Origin of the sequence: Promicromonospora panici (assembly GCF_900608595.1) — a bacterium.
Taxonomy (GTDB): domain Bacteria; phylum Actinomycetota; class Actinomycetes; order Actinomycetales; family Cellulomonadaceae; genus Promicromonospora; species Promicromonospora panici.
This window is the reverse complement of the sequence record NZ_UWYY01000003.1, coordinates 273,419-288,584: the sequence shown is the minus strand read 5'-3', so window position 1 is coordinate 288,584 and position 15,166 is coordinate 273,419. Positions and strand designations below refer to the sequence as shown.

The following is a 15,166-nucleotide window of genomic DNA, read 5'->3' as shown; positions in this document are numbered from 1 at the left end:
CGGCAGCGAGGTCAAACGGGGTCAGACGGTCGCGTCCTTCAGCTTGATCGTCGGGTCCAGGGCGCGGGTCAGGTCCACCTCGAGCGGCATGCCGCGGTTCATCAGCTTGCGTACCTGCCCCACCTCGCGCGGGGAGTCGACCAGCAGCACTGCCCGGACTGTCGCCACGCGGTGACCGTCCGGGGTGCGGCGGGGGTGCCGGTCCAGCGCGTTCTCCAGGTAGAGCGCCGCCCATCCGCCCGCCGCGACCGGCCTGCCCGCTGCGAGCGGTTCGCTCGCGACAGGTCCGCCCGAAGGCGCGGGGGCGCCGCGCAGCACCACCTCGTCGAACGGGGACGGCACGCCGAACAGCGCCAGGTCGTGCCCGAGCTGCTGCGAGAAGACGTAGGGCGCGTGCGCCGGGACCGGCGCGAGCCCGAGCCGGGCGCGTACGTGCTCGGGCTCGGCGGCGCGCTCGTCGAGGCCGAGCAGGGCCCGGACGGTGGCGTCGGGGTCGTGCAGGGCAGCTGACCAGTGCCCGCCGGGGACCGGCCCGAACACCGGGTGCTCGCGCGTCGCGATGTCGCCGACCGCCCAGACGCGCCGCAGTGCGTCCAGGTGCAGCCGGCCCGCCGGGTCCGTGGGGGAGTGCAGCCCCATGAGCCGGCCTGCGCGGTTGACCCGCAGCCCGCCGTTCGACTCCAGCGGCAGCGAACCCGAGAGCCAGCCCGACGCCGGCCGCGCACCCACCGCGGCCAGCACCAGGTCGGCGTCCAGCACGCGGCCGTCGGCGAGCGTCACCCGCGCGCCGTCCTCCGGGTTCTCGCGTGTGCCGGGCAGCACCTGGTCGACGGCGACGTCCGTGACCAGGGTGACCCCGGCGTCCTCGTACCAGGGGGCGAGCAGGCCGCCGACCTTCCGGCCGAGCTGCCGCTCCAGTGGCGCCGGCCCCGCCTCCACGACCGTGACGCGCGCGCCCGCGCCCGCCGCGACCCCGGCGACCTCTGCCCCGATCCAGCCGGCGCCCACCACCACGAGCCGCATCCCGGGCACCAGGGCGGCGCGCAGCCGCTCGGCGTCGGCTGCCGTGTGCAGCGTGATCGCGGCGTCCCAGCCCGCGGGTCGGACGGCCGCACTGCCGCAGGCCAGGACGACGGCGTCCGCCGCGACGTCGTCGCCCGACGACGTCCGCACCAACGCCCGCTCGCGGTCCACCTCGAGGCGCACCGCCGGGTCGGCGAGCCGCAGGTCGTCGGCGAGGGCGGTCAGGTCGACGCCGAGATCGTCGGCGAGCCACACCGGCTCGGTGCGCTTGAGCAGCTCCTTGGACAGCGGCGGGCGGTCGTAGGGCGGCAGACCCTCCGCGCCGAGCACCGTCAGGCGGCCCTCGAAGCCGTGCTTACGCAGGGCCGCGGCGGTTTGTGCGCCCGCAAGTCCCGCGCCCACGATGACGATGCTGCTGAGGTCCGATGCTGAAGGCGTGGGCATGAACCTCACGGTAGCTCGCAGGCCGCCAACCTGGGAACGCGCTGCGATTCGGGTTGCAAGCAGGTCACGGCTCTGCCGAATCGCGACGTTTCGGTTGTACCCTCGTCCCGTGGATCTCAGTGAGACGCGGACCGCCTCCGGCGCACGGGGTGGCGCCACGACGCTCCTCGAGCCGGCCCCGGCCGGAACGGCTACGCTCGAACGCACCGGACAGGCCGGACTGGCCATGGCTTCGGCCGTGGCCGGCCAGACGACCAGCCAGGAGCTCGACCGCAGTGAGCCACTCGGCGGCGAGGCCCCCGACATGACGCTGCCCGAGCTGCAGCGCAGCAATCTCGCGGTCTGGCTCGTCCTCGGCGGTGTGGCCCTCTCGGTCCTGGTCGGGATGTTCGCCGGAGCGCGCGCCGGGGCGATCGGCATCGGTGTGGTCCTCGTGGTGTGCGCGATCTTCCGCGCGGTGCTCGACCGGCCCGTGGGGCTCGTCATCCGCACGCGCACCGTCGACATCATCCTCTACGGCACGACGGCGGTGCTGATCGGCATCCTTGCCGTGGCGACGCCCAGCATCTGAGCATCTGACGTCCGGGGCCGCGTGCGCCCCGGCACGCCTGGCAGGTCAGAGCGGCAGGTCAGCGCTCCGCGCCGGCGAGGGAACCCGTCACCGGCCGCTCCGACTCGATCACGCACAGGATGCGGCGGTCGCCTTCGGCCCAGCTCGCCTCCGACGGCGCTATCGGCCAGTACAGCAGCTCCGACTTGGCCCAGCGCATGCCCACGAACTCCGCGAACTGCGGGTAGCAGTACGCGTCCGCGGCGTCCCACAGTGCCTGCTGGGTCGGCGTCGATCGGTCCCCGGCGAGGCTGTCGGGCGCCGTCGTCTCGGCGTAGATCTCGCCACCGTGCGCGGTGGTGCAGGACACCACGGGAATCCGGTACAGCGTGGTCTGGCCCGACGTCGCGGACGTGTCGATGCAGTCGCCCACCTCCAGGTCGGGGATCTCCGCCCCGGCTGTGGCCGTCGCGCCCGACGCCGGGGTCGGCTCGTCAGTCGGCTCCGGTTCGCCGGCCTCCGGCATCGGCTCCGGGACGGAGTCCTCGGGCAAGGGCTCCGCGTACGGGTCGGACGGCAGGTCGGTGGCCGCCGTCGGGTACGGCTCGTTCGTCGGCTCGGGGGACGACGTCGGCGCGGCGACCGGGGCGCCGTCGTCGGGCAGCGTGATGCCGAGCGGGCCCGCGAGGGCCGGCGGGACGAACGACTTGGCGGCCGCGACGAATCCAGGCGGGAGCGACGACGCGTAGGTGGGCGCGGCGGCGACGCCGATCACGAGCCCGACGATGCCCAGCGCGCCCAGCACGACCGCGCCCAGCGCGAAGTCGAGGGTGCGCACCGAGGACTTCTTCGCGCGGCGGGCGTTTCCCGTGCCGTTGGCCTCGGCCGTGCGCATCGACTGCACGAGCGCGGGGATCGCGAGCGGCCAGAAGAACAGGAACGCGGCGACGACCCAGCCGACCCGCGTCGGGTAGGGGCCCGCGGGGGTGTCGTCGGGGGTGGCGATGGTCGTCGGACCGTCGGTCGCTGGGGTGCCGGCGTCAGCGTCGGCCTCGGCGTCGGTCTGGTCGGCGTCCGTGGCGTGGGTGTCGTCCCCGGCGTCGTCCGCAGGGCCCGCCGGCGCGGACTCCTCGGGTGCTGCGTCGGCCACCGTCTCCGCTTCGGTCGCGGCCGGTTCCGGTTCGTCCCGGGGCGTCTGCTTCGTATCGGCCATGATGCGGGATCGTAGCGCTGCGGGGTGGCGCCCCGGCAAACGGCGGTTGATCGGCGCATGGTCTGCGCAAACGGGACACAGCGCCCGCACGACGGCGGGGCCGCACCTCCCATACGGAAGATGCGGCCCCGCCGTCGTGCAGGAGGTGCCTGAGGTCAGGCCTTGTCGTCGGCCTTCTTCTCCGCCTCGGGCTCGGTCTTCGGCTCGGCCGGCTCCTCCTCCGTGGCCTCAGCCTTGGGGCCGGCCGGCACGACGACGAGCTCGTCGTCGTCCTCGTCCTCGTCGTCGTCCTCATCGAGCTCTTCGAGCTCCTCGGGCTCTGCCGAGGCGAACGCGCGGTAGAACAGCGCGGCCAGGGCGGCACCGACGAGCGGCGCGATCCAGAACAGCCAGAGCTGGCGGCCGGAGCCGTCGCCGCCCCAGTCGTTCGCGAAGAGCGCGGCGGCGGTCGAGCGGGCAGGGTTCATCCCGGTGTTGGTGACAAAGAACGAGATGAGGGTCAGCGCCGCGATGGCGCTACCGACGGCGACCGGGGCGTAGCCGACCTTGCTGCGGTGGTCGTGGACGCCCAGGTACACACCCACGAGCACAGCAGAGATGATGACCTCGACCAGCAGCGCGGGCAGCCAGCCGAACTCCGCCCCGCCCTGCGTCTGCAGGTAGAGCGGCGAGTTCGTCGCGAAGCCGTTCACGGCCGAGTCGAAGACGTCCGAGACACTCTGGATATCCGGGTTCTGCCCCTGGAGCAGGGCGATGAGCCCCCGGGGGAAGGTCGCGAACAGCACCGCGGCGGAGAGGATCGCGCCGACGAGCTGCGCGCCCCAGTAGCTGAACATGCTGCTGACGGAGATGCGCCCGCCGAGCCAGGCGCCCAGCGAGATCGCCGGGTTGAAGTGTGCACCGGAGACGCGGCCGACGGCTGCGGCACCCGCGATGTAGGCGAAGGCCCCGCCGAGCGCGACGCCGAGTGCGCCGGAGCTGTTCAGCGGGCTGTAGACGAGAATCCCCACGATCACGAGCGTCAGCAGGAACGTGCCGAAGGTCTCGGCGAGCAGGCGGGAGAGCAGGCTCGGAGACCGCTCCTCGACCTCGGTGACGCCGCTGGTCGCGGCGAGGTCCTGGGACATGAAGTCTGATCCTTTCAGTGGCGCACCGTCCGGTGCGCGTCATGGCGGCGTGCGTGATGTCGCGCACATCCTGCCATTACCCGGCTGAGCAAAACCTGAATGCACGCAGGTATTTTCTTCACGGTACTCGTGCTGACCGCGGCTGCATTCTCTGGGTCGGGTCTTCGACGGCCTTCCGTGTGGTGCGGATGTTGCGCGAGGGCTGGGCGAGGTGGGCCGGTGGATGCAAGAGTGGGGCCATGACTGATCCCGTGAATGTCACCGTCACCGGAGCCGCTGGCCAGATCGGGTACGCGCTCCTCTTCCGCATAGCCGCGGGCGAGATGCTCGGCGCGGACACGCCGGTGCGGCTCCGCCTCCTCGAGATCCCGCAGGCCGTCTCGGCCGCTGAGGGCACCGCCATGGAGCTCGACGACTGCGCGTTCCCGACCCTGGCCGGCGTCGAGATCTTCGACGACCCGGTCAAGGCCTTCGACGGCGTCAACGTGGCCCTCCTCGTGGGTGCCCGCCCGCGTGGCGCGGGCATGGAGCGTGCCGACCTGCTGGAGGCCAACGGCGGCATCTTCGGCCCACAGGGCCGTGCCATCAACGACGGCGCCGCCGACGACGTCCGCGTGCTCGTGGTCGGCAACCCCGCCAACACCAACGCGCTCATCGCGGCGTCGAACGCGCCGGACGTGCCGGCCACGCGTTTCACCGCGATGACGCGCCTGGACCACAACCGCGCGCTCTCGCAGGTCGCGACCAAGACCGGCGTCCCCGTCGCCGACATCAAGAAGCTCACCATCTGGGGCAACCACTCCGCCTCGCAGTACCCGGACCTGTTCCGCGCGGAGGTCGGCGGGCGCCCCGGCGCCGAGATCGCCGCGGACACGGCCTGGCTCACCGACGACTTCATCCCGACCGTCGCCAAGCGCGGCGCGGCGATCATCCAGGCGCGCGGGGCGTCGTCGGCGGCGTCCGCGGCGAACGCGGCCATCGCGCACGTGCGGGACTGGACGCTCGGCACGCCCGAGGGCGACTGGACGTCGTCGGGCCTGTGGTCGTCGGGCGAGTACGGGGTCCCGGAAGGGCTCGTCTCCTCGTTCCCCGTGACGTCGGACGGCAGCGGCGAGTGGAAGATCGTCGAGGGCCTGGAGATCGACGAGTTCTCGCGCGGCCGGATCGACGCGAGCGTCGCCGAGCTCTCGGAGGAGCGCGACGCCGTCCGCGCCCTGGGCCTGATCTAACCCGCCCTCCTTGGTTGTGGGCGTCATCGTTGCGCCTAAAGCGGGCACGTAGTCGCAACGATCACGCCCACAGCCAAGGGACCGCGTCGGGCGTGAGGTGCGTCTCGTGATTCTGGAGAGTGCCGGGGGCTCAGGTATCTTGATGTCGAGAGATCGGCACATTCCAATAACCCGGGGAGTCAGCCACACCCATGTCCAAGATCATCTACACCCATACGGACGAAGCCCCGCTCCTGGCGACGTACTCGTTCCTGCCGATCGTCTCGGCATACGCCGCGAAGGCCGGTGTGGACGTCGAGACCCGCGACATCTCGCTAGCCGGCCGCATCATCGCGCAGTTCCCGGAGCGGCTCACCGACGAGCAGCGCCAGGCGGACGCCCTCGCCGAGCTCGGCGAGATGGCGCACGACCCGTCGGCGAACATCATCAAGCTGCCGAACGTCTCGGCGTCGCTGCCGCAGCTCAAGGCCGCCATCGCGGAGCTGCAGTCGCTCGGCTATGACCTGCCGGCCTACCCGGAGAACGTCGTGACCGACGCCGAGAAGGACGCGCGCGAGCGCTACGGCCGCGTCATGGGCTCCGCCGTGAACCCGGTGCTCCGGCAGGGCAACTCCGACCGCCGCGCGCCGGCGTCGGTCAAGAACTACGCGAAGGCGCACCCGCACCGCATGGGTGCGTGGACGCCGGAGTCGAAGACGAACGTCGCGACGATGGGCCACGACGACTTCTTCTCCAACGAGAAGTCCGTGGTCATCGAGGCCGACGACACCCTGCGCATCGAGCACGTCGCCGCCGACGGCACCGTGACCGTCCTCAAGGAGTCGCTGCCGGTCCTGGCGGGCGAGGTCGTGGATGGCACGTTCCTCGACGCCGCAGCGCTGGACGCATTCCTCGCCGAGTCGATCGAGCGGGCCAAGGCCGAGGGCATCCTGTTCTCGGTGCACCTCAAGGCGACGATGATGAAGGTCTCGGACCCGATCATCTTCGGCCACGTGGTGAAGGCGTTCTTCAAGCCGGTCTTCGAGAAGTACGGGCAGGACCTGGCCGCTGCCGGGCTGTCGGCGAACGACGGCCTGGGCGGGATCTTCGCCGGGCTCGCCGCGCTGCCGAACGGCGCCGAGATCCGCGCCGCGTTCGACGCCGCGCTGGCCGACGGCCCGAAGATGGCCATGGTCAACTCCGACAAGGGCATCACCAACCTGCACGTCCCGTCCGACGTCATCGTCGACGCGTCGATGCCCGCCATGATCCGCATCGGTGGGCACATGTGGGGGCCCGACGGCGAGGAGGCGGACACCCTCGCGGTCATCCCCGACTCGTCCTACGCCGGGATCTACCAGACCGTCATCGACGACTGCCGCGCCAACGGCGCCCTCGACCCGGCCACGATGGGCTCTGTCCCGAACGTGGGCCTCATGGCGCAGGCCGCCGAGGAGTACGGCTCGCACGACAAGACGTTCGAGATCGCCGCGGACGGCACCGTCCGCATCGTGAACGGCGCGGGCGACGTCGTCATGGAGCACACGGTTCGGACGGGCGACGTCTGGCGTGCCTGCCAGACCAAGGACGCCCCGATCCGCGACTGGATCAAGCTGGCGGTCACCCGTGCCCGCGCCTCCGCCACCCCGGCGGTGTTCTGGCTGAACTCGCGCCGTGCGCACGACGCCAACCTGATCAAGAAGCTCGAGCAGTACCTCCCGGAGCACGGCACCGAGGGCCTCGATATCCTCGTGATGGACCCGGCGGAGGCGACGGCGTACTCGCTCGAGCGCATCCGCAAGGGGCTGGACACCATCTCGGTGACCGGCAACGTGCTGCGCGACTACAACACCGACCTGTTCCCGATCCTCGAGGTCGGCACGTCGGCGAAGATGCTGTCGATCGTGCCGCTGATGAACGGCGGCGGCCTGTTCGAGACGGGCGCCGGCGGCTCCGCGCCGAAGCACGTGCAGCAGCTCGTCGAGGAGGACTACCTGCGCTGGGACTCGCTCGGTGAGTTCTTCGCGCTGGCCGCGTCCTTCGAGCACCTTGCGACCACCGAGGGCAACGCCCGGGCCCAGGTCCTCGCCGACACGCTCGACCGGGCCACCGGCACGTTCCTCAACGAGGACCGCTCGCCGGGTCGTCGGCTGGGAACCATCGACAACCGCGGCTCCCACTTCTACCTCGCCCTGTACTGGGCGCAGGAGCTGGCCACGCAGTCCGACGACGCCGAGCTGGCTGCCACGTTCAAGCCCCTCGCCGAGGCGCTGGCCGCGAGCGAGCAGGCGATCGTGGAGGAGCTGAAGGCCGTCCAGGGAAAGCCGGCCGACATCGGCGGCTACTACCGCCCGGACGCCGCCAAGGCAACCGCGGTGATGCGCCCGAGCAAGACGTTCAACGAGGCCCTCGCCTCCCTCTGACGAGGTAGAACCCTGACGAGGTAGAACCCTGGCGAGGTAGGAGCAGGGCGAGGTAGAACAGCAGCGGCGCCCTGCTCCTACCTCGCCCTGCTCCTACCTCGCGGTGGCGGGCGTGAGGTTGGTCGCTCCGTGGAAAAAGAGGCGGAGAGTGTCAGTGTCTGGACGTAGCCTCAGGAAACCATGATCGACGCTCCGCAGACCCCTGAGACCACGCCTTTTGACGAGGCGTCGCCTCGCCCTGCGACCCACCTGGCGGACGACCCGGCACGCCGGCTCGACTGGCGCCGGCTGCGCGGTGTGACCGCAGTCGTCGCGCTCCTCGCCCTCACCGCGGGCGCCGTGGGCCAGGCGCTCGGCACGGCGGCGGCCGGGCAGCTGGCGGCTGACGCCACGGTCGTCGGGCTGGTGCTGCTGGCCCTGTGCGTGGTGGGCGGTGCGCTGTTCGACGGCGTCGGGCAGGTCGTCTGGGCCAGCGTCGTGGACCGTGCCGAGGGCAAGCTGCGCAGCGACCTGCTCAGCGCCGCGCTGCGGCAGCCGCTGGCGACGCTCTCCGAGCAGGCCGTCGGCGAGGTGCTCGACCGGGTCGACGACGACACGCACGCCGTCGGCACGCTGGTGCGCCGGCAGCTGTGGGGCGCCGGACGCACGGTCGTCGGCACCATCCCGATGTGGATAGTCGCCGGTGTCACCTGGTGGCCGGCCTGGTTCCTGTTCCCGATACTCGGCGTGATCGTCGCTCTGCTCACCCGCCCCCTGCTCGGCGAGATCGCGCGCCGCAAGGTGATCGAGGAGGCCGCGTGGACCGACCACGCCGCGGCCTTCGAGGAAGCCGTCGCTGCCCGGAACGACCTGCGGACCAGCCTGGGGCAGGCGTTCGCCGTGCGGCGGGTCGCGCAGCTCTCGGCGGTCGTGCACGAGAAGTTCCGTGCGGTGGTGCGTATCGAGGAGACCCTGCTGCGGCGGGCCGGCCTCGTGATGTACGCCCTGCTGGCCGGGACCGCCGTCGTCTGCGCGGTGGTGGCCTCCGGGGGCGACCTGTCGGTCCAGCAGCTGGTCACGCTGTTCCTGGTCACCGCGATGTTCGTGGGGCAGATGGACAACCTCGTGCACCACCTGCCGGACATCCAGGAGGGCCTCGGCGCGGTGCTGCGCATCCGGCAGATGCTGGCGGTCGAGCCCGAGCCAGAGGGCGGCGACGACCTCCCGGCCGGGCCGCTCGGGCTCGAGGTGCGCGACCTGACCTTCGCCTACGACGAGGGCACGTTCGCCCTGACGGGTGTCGATCTGACGGTGCCCGCCGGGGACACGATCGCGCTCGTGGGTCGGACGGGCTCGGGCAAGTCGACGCTCGCCGCGCTGCTGTCGCGCGCCGTGGAGCCGGAGCGGGGCTCGGTGTTCCTCGGCGGTGCAGACGTGCGCGACCTGGACCTGCAGAAGCTGCGCGGCGCCGTGGGTGTGGTCACCCAGCGCACGGAGATCATCGCCGGCACCCTCGCGGAGAACATCGCGCTGTTCGCGGACGTCCCGCGGTCCGGCATCGAGAGCGCCGTCCGCGAGCTCGGGCTCACCGACTGGGTGGAGGGCATGCCGGACGGCCTGGAGACATTGCTCGGCCCGGGCGGCACCACGCTATCGGCGGGCGAGGAGCAGCTCGTCGCGTTCGCCCGGCTCCTCGTGCGGCACGTCCAGCTCGTCGTGCTCGACGAGGCGACCGCACGGATGGACCCGCTCACCGAGGCACGCGTCGTGGCCGCATCCGACCGGCTGCTCACCGGGCGCACCGGCGTGCTGATCGCGCACCGGCTCGGCACCATCGAGCGGGCCGATCTCGTCGCAGTACTCGACCACGGCCGAGTAGTGCAGCAGGGGCCGCGCGCGGTGCTCGCTCACACGCCGGGCCCGTTCCGTACGCTGCTGGAGGCCGGCGCGAGCGACGGTTCGCTGGACGACTCCGCGGCGACGAGCCGGACCGACGCCACTGCAGAGGCACGCGCCCAGTCGGTCGAGGCTCCGGTCGTGCAGGCCGGCCAGGACAACGGATCCGTTCCGGACGGTGCCGACGGCACCACCGCGCCCGACACCGCCGAGCCCGACACCGCCGAGCCCGACACCGCCGAGCCCGACACCGCCGAGCCCCCGACAGCAGAGCCCGACGCGGTCGGCGGCCGACGTCGGGCGGGAACCCCGCCCGACCTGGCCGAGCCCGGTGACGGCCCGAGCCTCGCGCGCGGCGTGCTGCACGCCCTGTTCATCCGCCCGAAGTGGGGCCTGTTCGGCGCAGCTCTGTTCCTCCTGACCAGCCTGGTCGCGGCGCAGGGAGCGGTCACCGGATTCCTGTGGGGCCGCACGGTCGAGGAGGTCGGGGCGGGCGAGCTGCCCGTTGGCCTGCTGGTCGCGCTCGCGGCGCTCCTGCTGATGCAGCCGCTGTTCGTCTCAAGGGCGATGGGGGTGTACCCGCGCTGGTGGATCGAGGTGCTGCTGCGGATCCGGATGTCGGTCATGTACGGGCAGACCCGGCAGTACCGGCTGCCCGCCACGCCGCCCGGTGAGGTGGTGGCCCGGTCCATGGACGCCGACCGGTTCGTGCGGTACGCGGACCGTTGGATCGACTTCGCCAACGGGCTCCTGATCGTCGCCGTCACGGCGCTGATCAGCGGCACCTGGACCGCTGGCGCCGTCCTGCTGGCGGTCATGGTGGTCTCGGCCCTGGCCTCCGCGATCGGGAGGCCGATCGCCGGCCGCTCCGCGGCGGGCTCGTCGGCGGCACGCGCGCGGTTCGGCCGCGCCCTGGTGTCGGCGCTCGACTCGGCACGCACGGTGAAGCTGGCCGCGCGCACCCCCGACGTCCGCCGGCACCTCGGCGAGGTCGACTCGGGCCGCGTCACGGCGGCGATCTTCGAGCACCGGGTGCAGGCGGTGCTCGACTCGGTTCCCCTGGTGACCCTGTACGTCGGTGTGGTCACGGCCTGGGCGTTCTACCTGACCGACAGGTGGGACCTGGCCACCACGCTGCTCGTGGCGAGCGCCGTGATGGGCTTCGCCTGGTTCGGCGTCGTCGCGGGTGCGGTGGTCACCGAGGCGCCGGGCACCAGGGCCTGGCAGGTGGCCACGGCGCGCTTCGCGGGCGGTGCGGACCTCGTGTCGCGGCAGCAGGACGTCGATCTGGTGACGGGTTCGGCGCCCGCGCCCGAGCCGGCTCCGCGCGAGCCCCTGGAGCGCCTCGAGCTGCGCAACCTCACCGCTGTGCACGACGACGGCACGATCGGCGTCTCCGACGTCGACCTCGAGATCCGGCGCGGCGAGCTCGTGCTCCTGCTCGGGCAGGTCGGGTCGGGCAAGTCGTCGCTGCTGTCCGCGCTGGCCGGGCTCATGGAGCACACGGGCGACGTCCGGTGGAACGGGACCGAGGTGACCGACGCCCAGGCGTTCCTGCGCCCCGGCCAGGTGGCGCACGTGGCCCAGGTGCCGCGCGTGCTGTCCGGCACGTTCTCCGACAACGTCCGGCTCGACCACGCGCGCGACATCGTCGGCCCGGTGCAGGGCGCCCGGCTCGCGCAGGACATGGAGGAGGCCGGCGGTCCGCACGCCCTCGTCGGGCACCGCGGTGTCCGCCTGTCCGGCGGCCAGGTGCAGCGCCTCGCGCTCGCCCGGGCGCTCGCCGCGGAGACCGAGCTCCTGCTCGCCGACGACGTCTCCAGCGCGCTGGACGCCTCGACCGAGATCGAGCTGTGGGCGGCGCTGCGGGAGCGGGGCACCACGGTGGTCGGCGCGACGTCGAAGCGTGCGGCGCTGGCCCGCGCGGACCGCGTGGTCGTGCTGGTCGACGGCAAGGTGGCCGACGTCGGGCCGTGGGCCGGCCTCGCGCCGAAGTGGAGCCACTTGGCGGGCTGAGGCACCTGGACTGACGCGCGTCAGTCCAGGTGCCGCAGGCCTGGCCACACGGCGGCCCAGCCACCCGCGGGATCACGGCACACCAGGATCGACACGCCCTGCTCCTCGTTGTCGACGCCGACGCCGTTGTCGAGCTCGCCCCGGACCGCGCACTCCGCGAAGCGGTGGTCCCAGGCGCCGGGGGCCTCGGTCACCACGACCGCGACCGTCGCGGCGCCGGGCGGCGGCCCGTACTCCCAGAGCTGATTGTGTCCCGAGTAGACCGGGGGCAGCCCGTGGTCGGCGCCGAACCGGTCCACGGCTCCCGCTTCGCCGTAGTTCTGGGTCAGGATCACGGCCCGGTCCTGGTCGGCGGCGGGCAGCGCGGAGTACACGTCGGCGATCTGCCGGACGTACTCCGGCCAGCCGACGGCGTCCTGCGCCGAGGAGTTGATGTCGGCGACCGGGGTCTCGCCGAGCTCGTTGACCGGCACCAATGGCAGGCTGATGACCAGGCACGACACGGCGTTCAGCAGCACGACCAGCACGACGACCACCCGCCGCCACGCCGTGCGGGCCCAGGCCGCGACGGGAACGCAGCCCGCGGCGAACAGCACCGCCAGCAGGCCGGTCGCGTAGTACGTCTGGGACCCGGCCGCATAGGTGAACACGAGCAGCACGGGATACGCGACCACCAGGAAGCGCAGCGTGGGCCGGCGACGCCACACCCACACCAGGCCTGCCACCCAGACCAGGGTCAGTGGCGGCCCGAGCGTGAGGAGCTGGAACAGCCACATCTCGGCGCGCACGTCGGCGGCGTTGTTCTCGCCGAGCGCGGCGCCCATCGCGAGCTGCGGCCAGCCGTTCGTGGCCTGGTACAGCAGGTTCGGCAGGCCCAGCAGCAGCGCGAGCAGCGCGCCGGCCCAGGGCCAGGCGGTCGCGAGCGGCCACCGGACTGCGGCGCCCGATGCACGCAGCCCCCGCCAGGGCCAGGCGACCAGCAGCCCCAGCAGGATCCCGCAGAGCAGCGCCACCACCAGCAGCTTGTTGTACAACGCGACGCCGGTGACCAGCCCGGCGGCGAGCCACCAGCGGGGGTCCCGCCGCACGCCACGGATCACGCACAGCAGCACCGCCGGCCACACGACCAGGTCCAGGCTCGCGGTGAGGAACGTGTGCCCGAACGCGAGCGGGATCGCCGCGGTCCCGTACCCCCAGGCGGCCAGTGCCTGTGCCCCAGTCCGTCCGCCCAGCTCACGCGCGACCAGAGCGATCACGACGATCGCGCCCAGGTGCGCCAGCGTCGCGGGGATCCGCATCACCAGCAGCGTGTCGCCGAACAGGTCGGCGAAGGTCCGCGCCAGCCACGGTGTGAGGGGCGGCTGGTCCACGTATCCCCAGGCCGGGTCGAGCATGCGGAAGTAGAGCTCGTCCCGGTGGTACCCGTACCGCGTGCTGACCGCGGTCAGCAGAGCGCCGAGAACCAGCACCGCGGCGCCCACAGGCCTCCACGCGACGGCGGGCAGGGTGTCCGGGGGGCGTGCGGGGCCTGGCCCGGGTTCGGCGCCGGGGCCGTGGGTGCCAGGGCCAGGTGGTGCGGACGCGACCGCCATGGCCGGAACGTACCGGCGCCCGTCCGAGGCGCGCCAGGAAAGAAGCGGGTGGTCTTGGCCGAGCGCAGGGCGCGGCCGGACGGCGCTAGGCGGTGGCCACTCGGCTGTCCACCCGCCGCGGCAGCGCGAAGACCAGCAGGAACGCCACGACGGACAGCGCGGCGCTGGTGCCCATCGCCATGGTCGCGGCCTGGGCGAAGGCGTCGGCGACCACCTCCGGCGTCGGGCGGCCGGGCGGGAACGCCAGCGACCCGAAGAGCACCGAGCCGACGACGGCGATGCCGGCCGCCGAGCCGATGCGCTGCATGGTGCCGATCACGCCGGACGCCGCACCGGCCTCGTCTCGGTCGACCGTCGCGACGATGAACTGGGCGTTCGGTGCGATGAACAGTCCGCTGCCGAGGCCACCGACCAGGAGCGGCGCCGCGAGGTCCCAGTTGGTCAGGTCGCCGGTCGGCACCAGCCAGAGCACGAGCCACAGCGACACCAGGCCCAGGGCGACCATCCCGGTGCCGATCACGAGCACGAGTCGGCCGAGGCGGTGGGCCAGGCGCTCGCTCTGCGACGCCCCCACTATCGACCCGATGGCGAACGGCACGGACACCAGCCCGCTGGCCAGCGCCGAGTGGCCCAGCCCGGTCTGCCAGAAGATCGAGACGGTGAAGAAGATGCTGGTGAACGCCGCGAAGTAGACCAGCGCGAGGATGACGCCGCCGGTGAAGGCCCGGTGCGAGAACAGGTGCGGCGGGACGAGCGGGCTGTTGCCGCGGGCCACGACCCGGCGCTCCCAGAACGCGAATCCGACGAGCAGCAGCAGGCCCGCCACGAGGGACGTCCAGGTCCACCACGGCCAGCCGGCGTCCTCGCCCTCGATGAGCGGCACCAGCACGGCGACGAGCGCAACGGTGACCAGCAGCAGCCCGACGCCGTCGACTCCGCGCGAGGCGCCGCCCACGACGATCCGGGGCAGGAGCACGATCGCTGCGGCGACCGCGATCACCCCGAACGGCAGGTTGACGAAGAAGATCGAGCGCCAGCCCTCGTTCTCGCCGAACGCTTCGATCAGCAGGCCGCCGACGATCGGCCCGAGGGCCGTGGAGAATCCGATGGCCGCGCCCATCACGGCGAACGCCTTGCCGCGCGTGCGGCCGGTGAACATCAGCTGGATCAGCGCCGTCACGGCCGGGAAAAAGATCCCGCCGCAGAGGCCCTGGACCACGCGGGCCACGATCAGCTCGGCGGCGCCCGACGCGAGCCCGCACCAGAGGCTGGCGAGCGTGAACCCCGCCAGGCCCACGATGAACACCCACTTGTGGCCCACGCGGTCACCCACCCGGCCGGCGGGGATGAGGGCCAGGCCGTAGGCCAGCGCGTAGCCCGAGATGATCCACGACAGCGTGCCCTCGGACGCGTCGAGCGACGTCCGGATCGTCGGCAGCGCGACGTTGACGATCGTCGTGTCGAGCAGGGCCATCGAGACGCCGAGGATGAGCACCGCGAGCGCGATCCACGAGCTGCGCGGCGTCGAGCCCGGGGTGGTCGGCGCGGGGGAGCTGGTCACGGAGTGCCTCTCGGAAAAGGGGACAACCCCAAGATCGTAAGTCGCCACCCAGACCCATTGGCCGTGGGCGCGATCCTTGCGACTACGCGTCCGGTTAGGGCGCAATGATCACGCTCACAACCAAGAGGTCGGGG

9 protein-coding genes are annotated in these 15,166 nt (G+C 72.4%); 4 read left to right on the top strand and 5 right to left on the bottom strand.

All coding sequences use genetic code 11. The features are described 5' to 3' along the window. Nucleotides 1-21: 21 nt before the first annotated feature. Nucleotides 22-1,467 carry an NAD(P)/FAD-dependent oxidoreductase gene (locus EW117_RS04765; RefSeq protein WP_165362474.1) on the bottom strand — a complete coding sequence of 482 codons (1,446 nt, stop codon included), beginning with the start codon at nt 1,465-1,467 and terminating at the stop codon, nt 22-24. A 109-nt stretch (nt 1,468-1,576) separates the two neighbouring features. Here EW117_RS04765 and EW117_RS04760 point away from each other — a divergent pair, with 109 nt between their 5' ends. Beyond that, nucleotides 1,577-2,038: a DUF3017 domain-containing protein gene (locus EW117_RS04760; RefSeq protein ID WP_165362472.1), complete on the top strand. Its 462-nt coding sequence runs from the start codon at nt 1,577-1,579 to the stop codon at nt 2,036-2,038. A 58-nt stretch (nt 2,039-2,096) separates the two neighbouring features. On the opposite strand, the gene EW117_RS04755 is transcribed toward EW117_RS04760, so the two are convergent. Both EW117_RS04755 and EW117_RS04750 read right to left on the bottom strand, forming a co-directional pair. Further along, a complete protein-coding gene (locus EW117_RS04755) occupies nt 2,097-3,230 on the bottom strand; it encodes a septum formation family protein (RefSeq protein ID WP_129784205.1) in 1,134 nt (377 codons plus the stop codon). A 155-nt stretch (nt 3,231-3,385) separates the two neighbouring features. Beyond that, nucleotides 3,386-4,357 (bottom strand): MIP/aquaporin family protein, encoded by a 972-nt coding sequence (locus EW117_RS04750; protein WP_129784203.1) that lies wholly within the window; start codon nt 4,355-4,357, stop codon nt 3,386-3,388. A 239-nt stretch (nt 4,358-4,596) separates the two neighbouring features. Here EW117_RS04750 and EW117_RS04745 point away from each other — a divergent pair, with 239 nt between their 5' ends. The 3 genes from EW117_RS04745 (at nt 4,597) to EW117_RS04735 (ending at nt 11,879) form a co-directional block, all read left to right on the top strand. Further along, nucleotides 4,597-5,586: a malate dehydrogenase gene (locus tag EW117_RS04745; RefSeq protein WP_129784201.1), complete on the top strand. Its 990-nt coding sequence runs from the start codon at nt 4,597-4,599 to the stop codon at nt 5,584-5,586. Nucleotides 5,587-5,777: 191 nt separating this feature from the next. Next, nucleotides 5,778-7,988: an NADP-dependent isocitrate dehydrogenase gene (locus EW117_RS04740; RefSeq protein ID WP_129784199.1), complete on the top strand. Its 2,211-nt coding sequence runs from the start codon at nt 5,778-5,780 to the stop codon at nt 7,986-7,988. Nucleotides 7,989-8,168: 180 nt separating this feature from the next. Continuing rightward, nucleotides 8,169-11,879: an ABC transporter ATP-binding protein gene (locus EW117_RS04735; protein WP_129784197.1), complete on the top strand. Its 3,711-nt coding sequence runs from the start codon at nt 8,169-8,171 to the stop codon at nt 11,877-11,879. 20 nt (nt 11,880-11,899) lie between these two features. Here the strand turns inward: EW117_RS04735 and EW117_RS04730 are convergent, their stop codons facing one another. Both EW117_RS04730 and EW117_RS04725 read right to left on the bottom strand, forming a co-directional pair. After that, nucleotides 11,900-13,471 carry a glycosyltransferase family 39 protein gene (locus tag EW117_RS04730; RefSeq protein ID WP_129784195.1) on the bottom strand — a complete coding sequence of 524 codons (1,572 nt, stop codon included), beginning with the start codon at nt 13,469-13,471 and terminating at the stop codon, nt 11,900-11,902. Nucleotides 13,472-13,556: 85 nt separating this feature from the next. Then, nucleotides 13,557-15,032, bottom strand: coding sequence for an MFS transporter (locus tag EW117_RS04725; RefSeq protein WP_129784193.1), 1,476 nt, complete (start codon nt 15,030-15,032; stop codon nt 13,557-13,559). Between the last annotated feature and the right edge of the window lie 134 nt (nt 15,033-15,166).

Coding starts and splice junctions, on each gene's coding strand:
- EW117_RS04745 (WP_129784201.1), top strand. CDS start 4,597: ATGACTGATCCCGTGAATGTCACCGTCACCGGAGCCGCTGGCCAGATC.
- EW117_RS04740 (WP_129784199.1), top strand. CDS start 5,778: ATGTCCAAGATCATCTACACCCATACGGACGAAGCCCCGCTCCTGGCG.
- EW117_RS04735 (WP_129784197.1), top strand. CDS start 8,169: ATGATCGACGCTCCGCAGACCCCTGAGACCACGCCTTTTGACGAGGCG.
- EW117_RS04755 (WP_129784205.1), bottom strand. CDS start 3,230: ATGGCCGATACGAAGCAGACGCCCCGGGACGAACCGGAACCGGCCGCG.
- EW117_RS04730 (WP_129784195.1), bottom strand. CDS start 13,471: ATGGCGGTCGCGTCCGCACCACCTGGCCCTGGCACCCACGGCCCCGGC.
- EW117_RS04750 (WP_129784203.1), bottom strand. CDS start 4,357: ATGTCCCAGGACCTCGCCGCGACCAGCGGCGTCACCGAGGTCGAGGAG.
- EW117_RS04765 (WP_165362474.1), bottom strand. CDS start 1,467: ATGCCCACGCCTTCAGCATCGGACCTCAGCAGCATCGTCATCGTGGGC.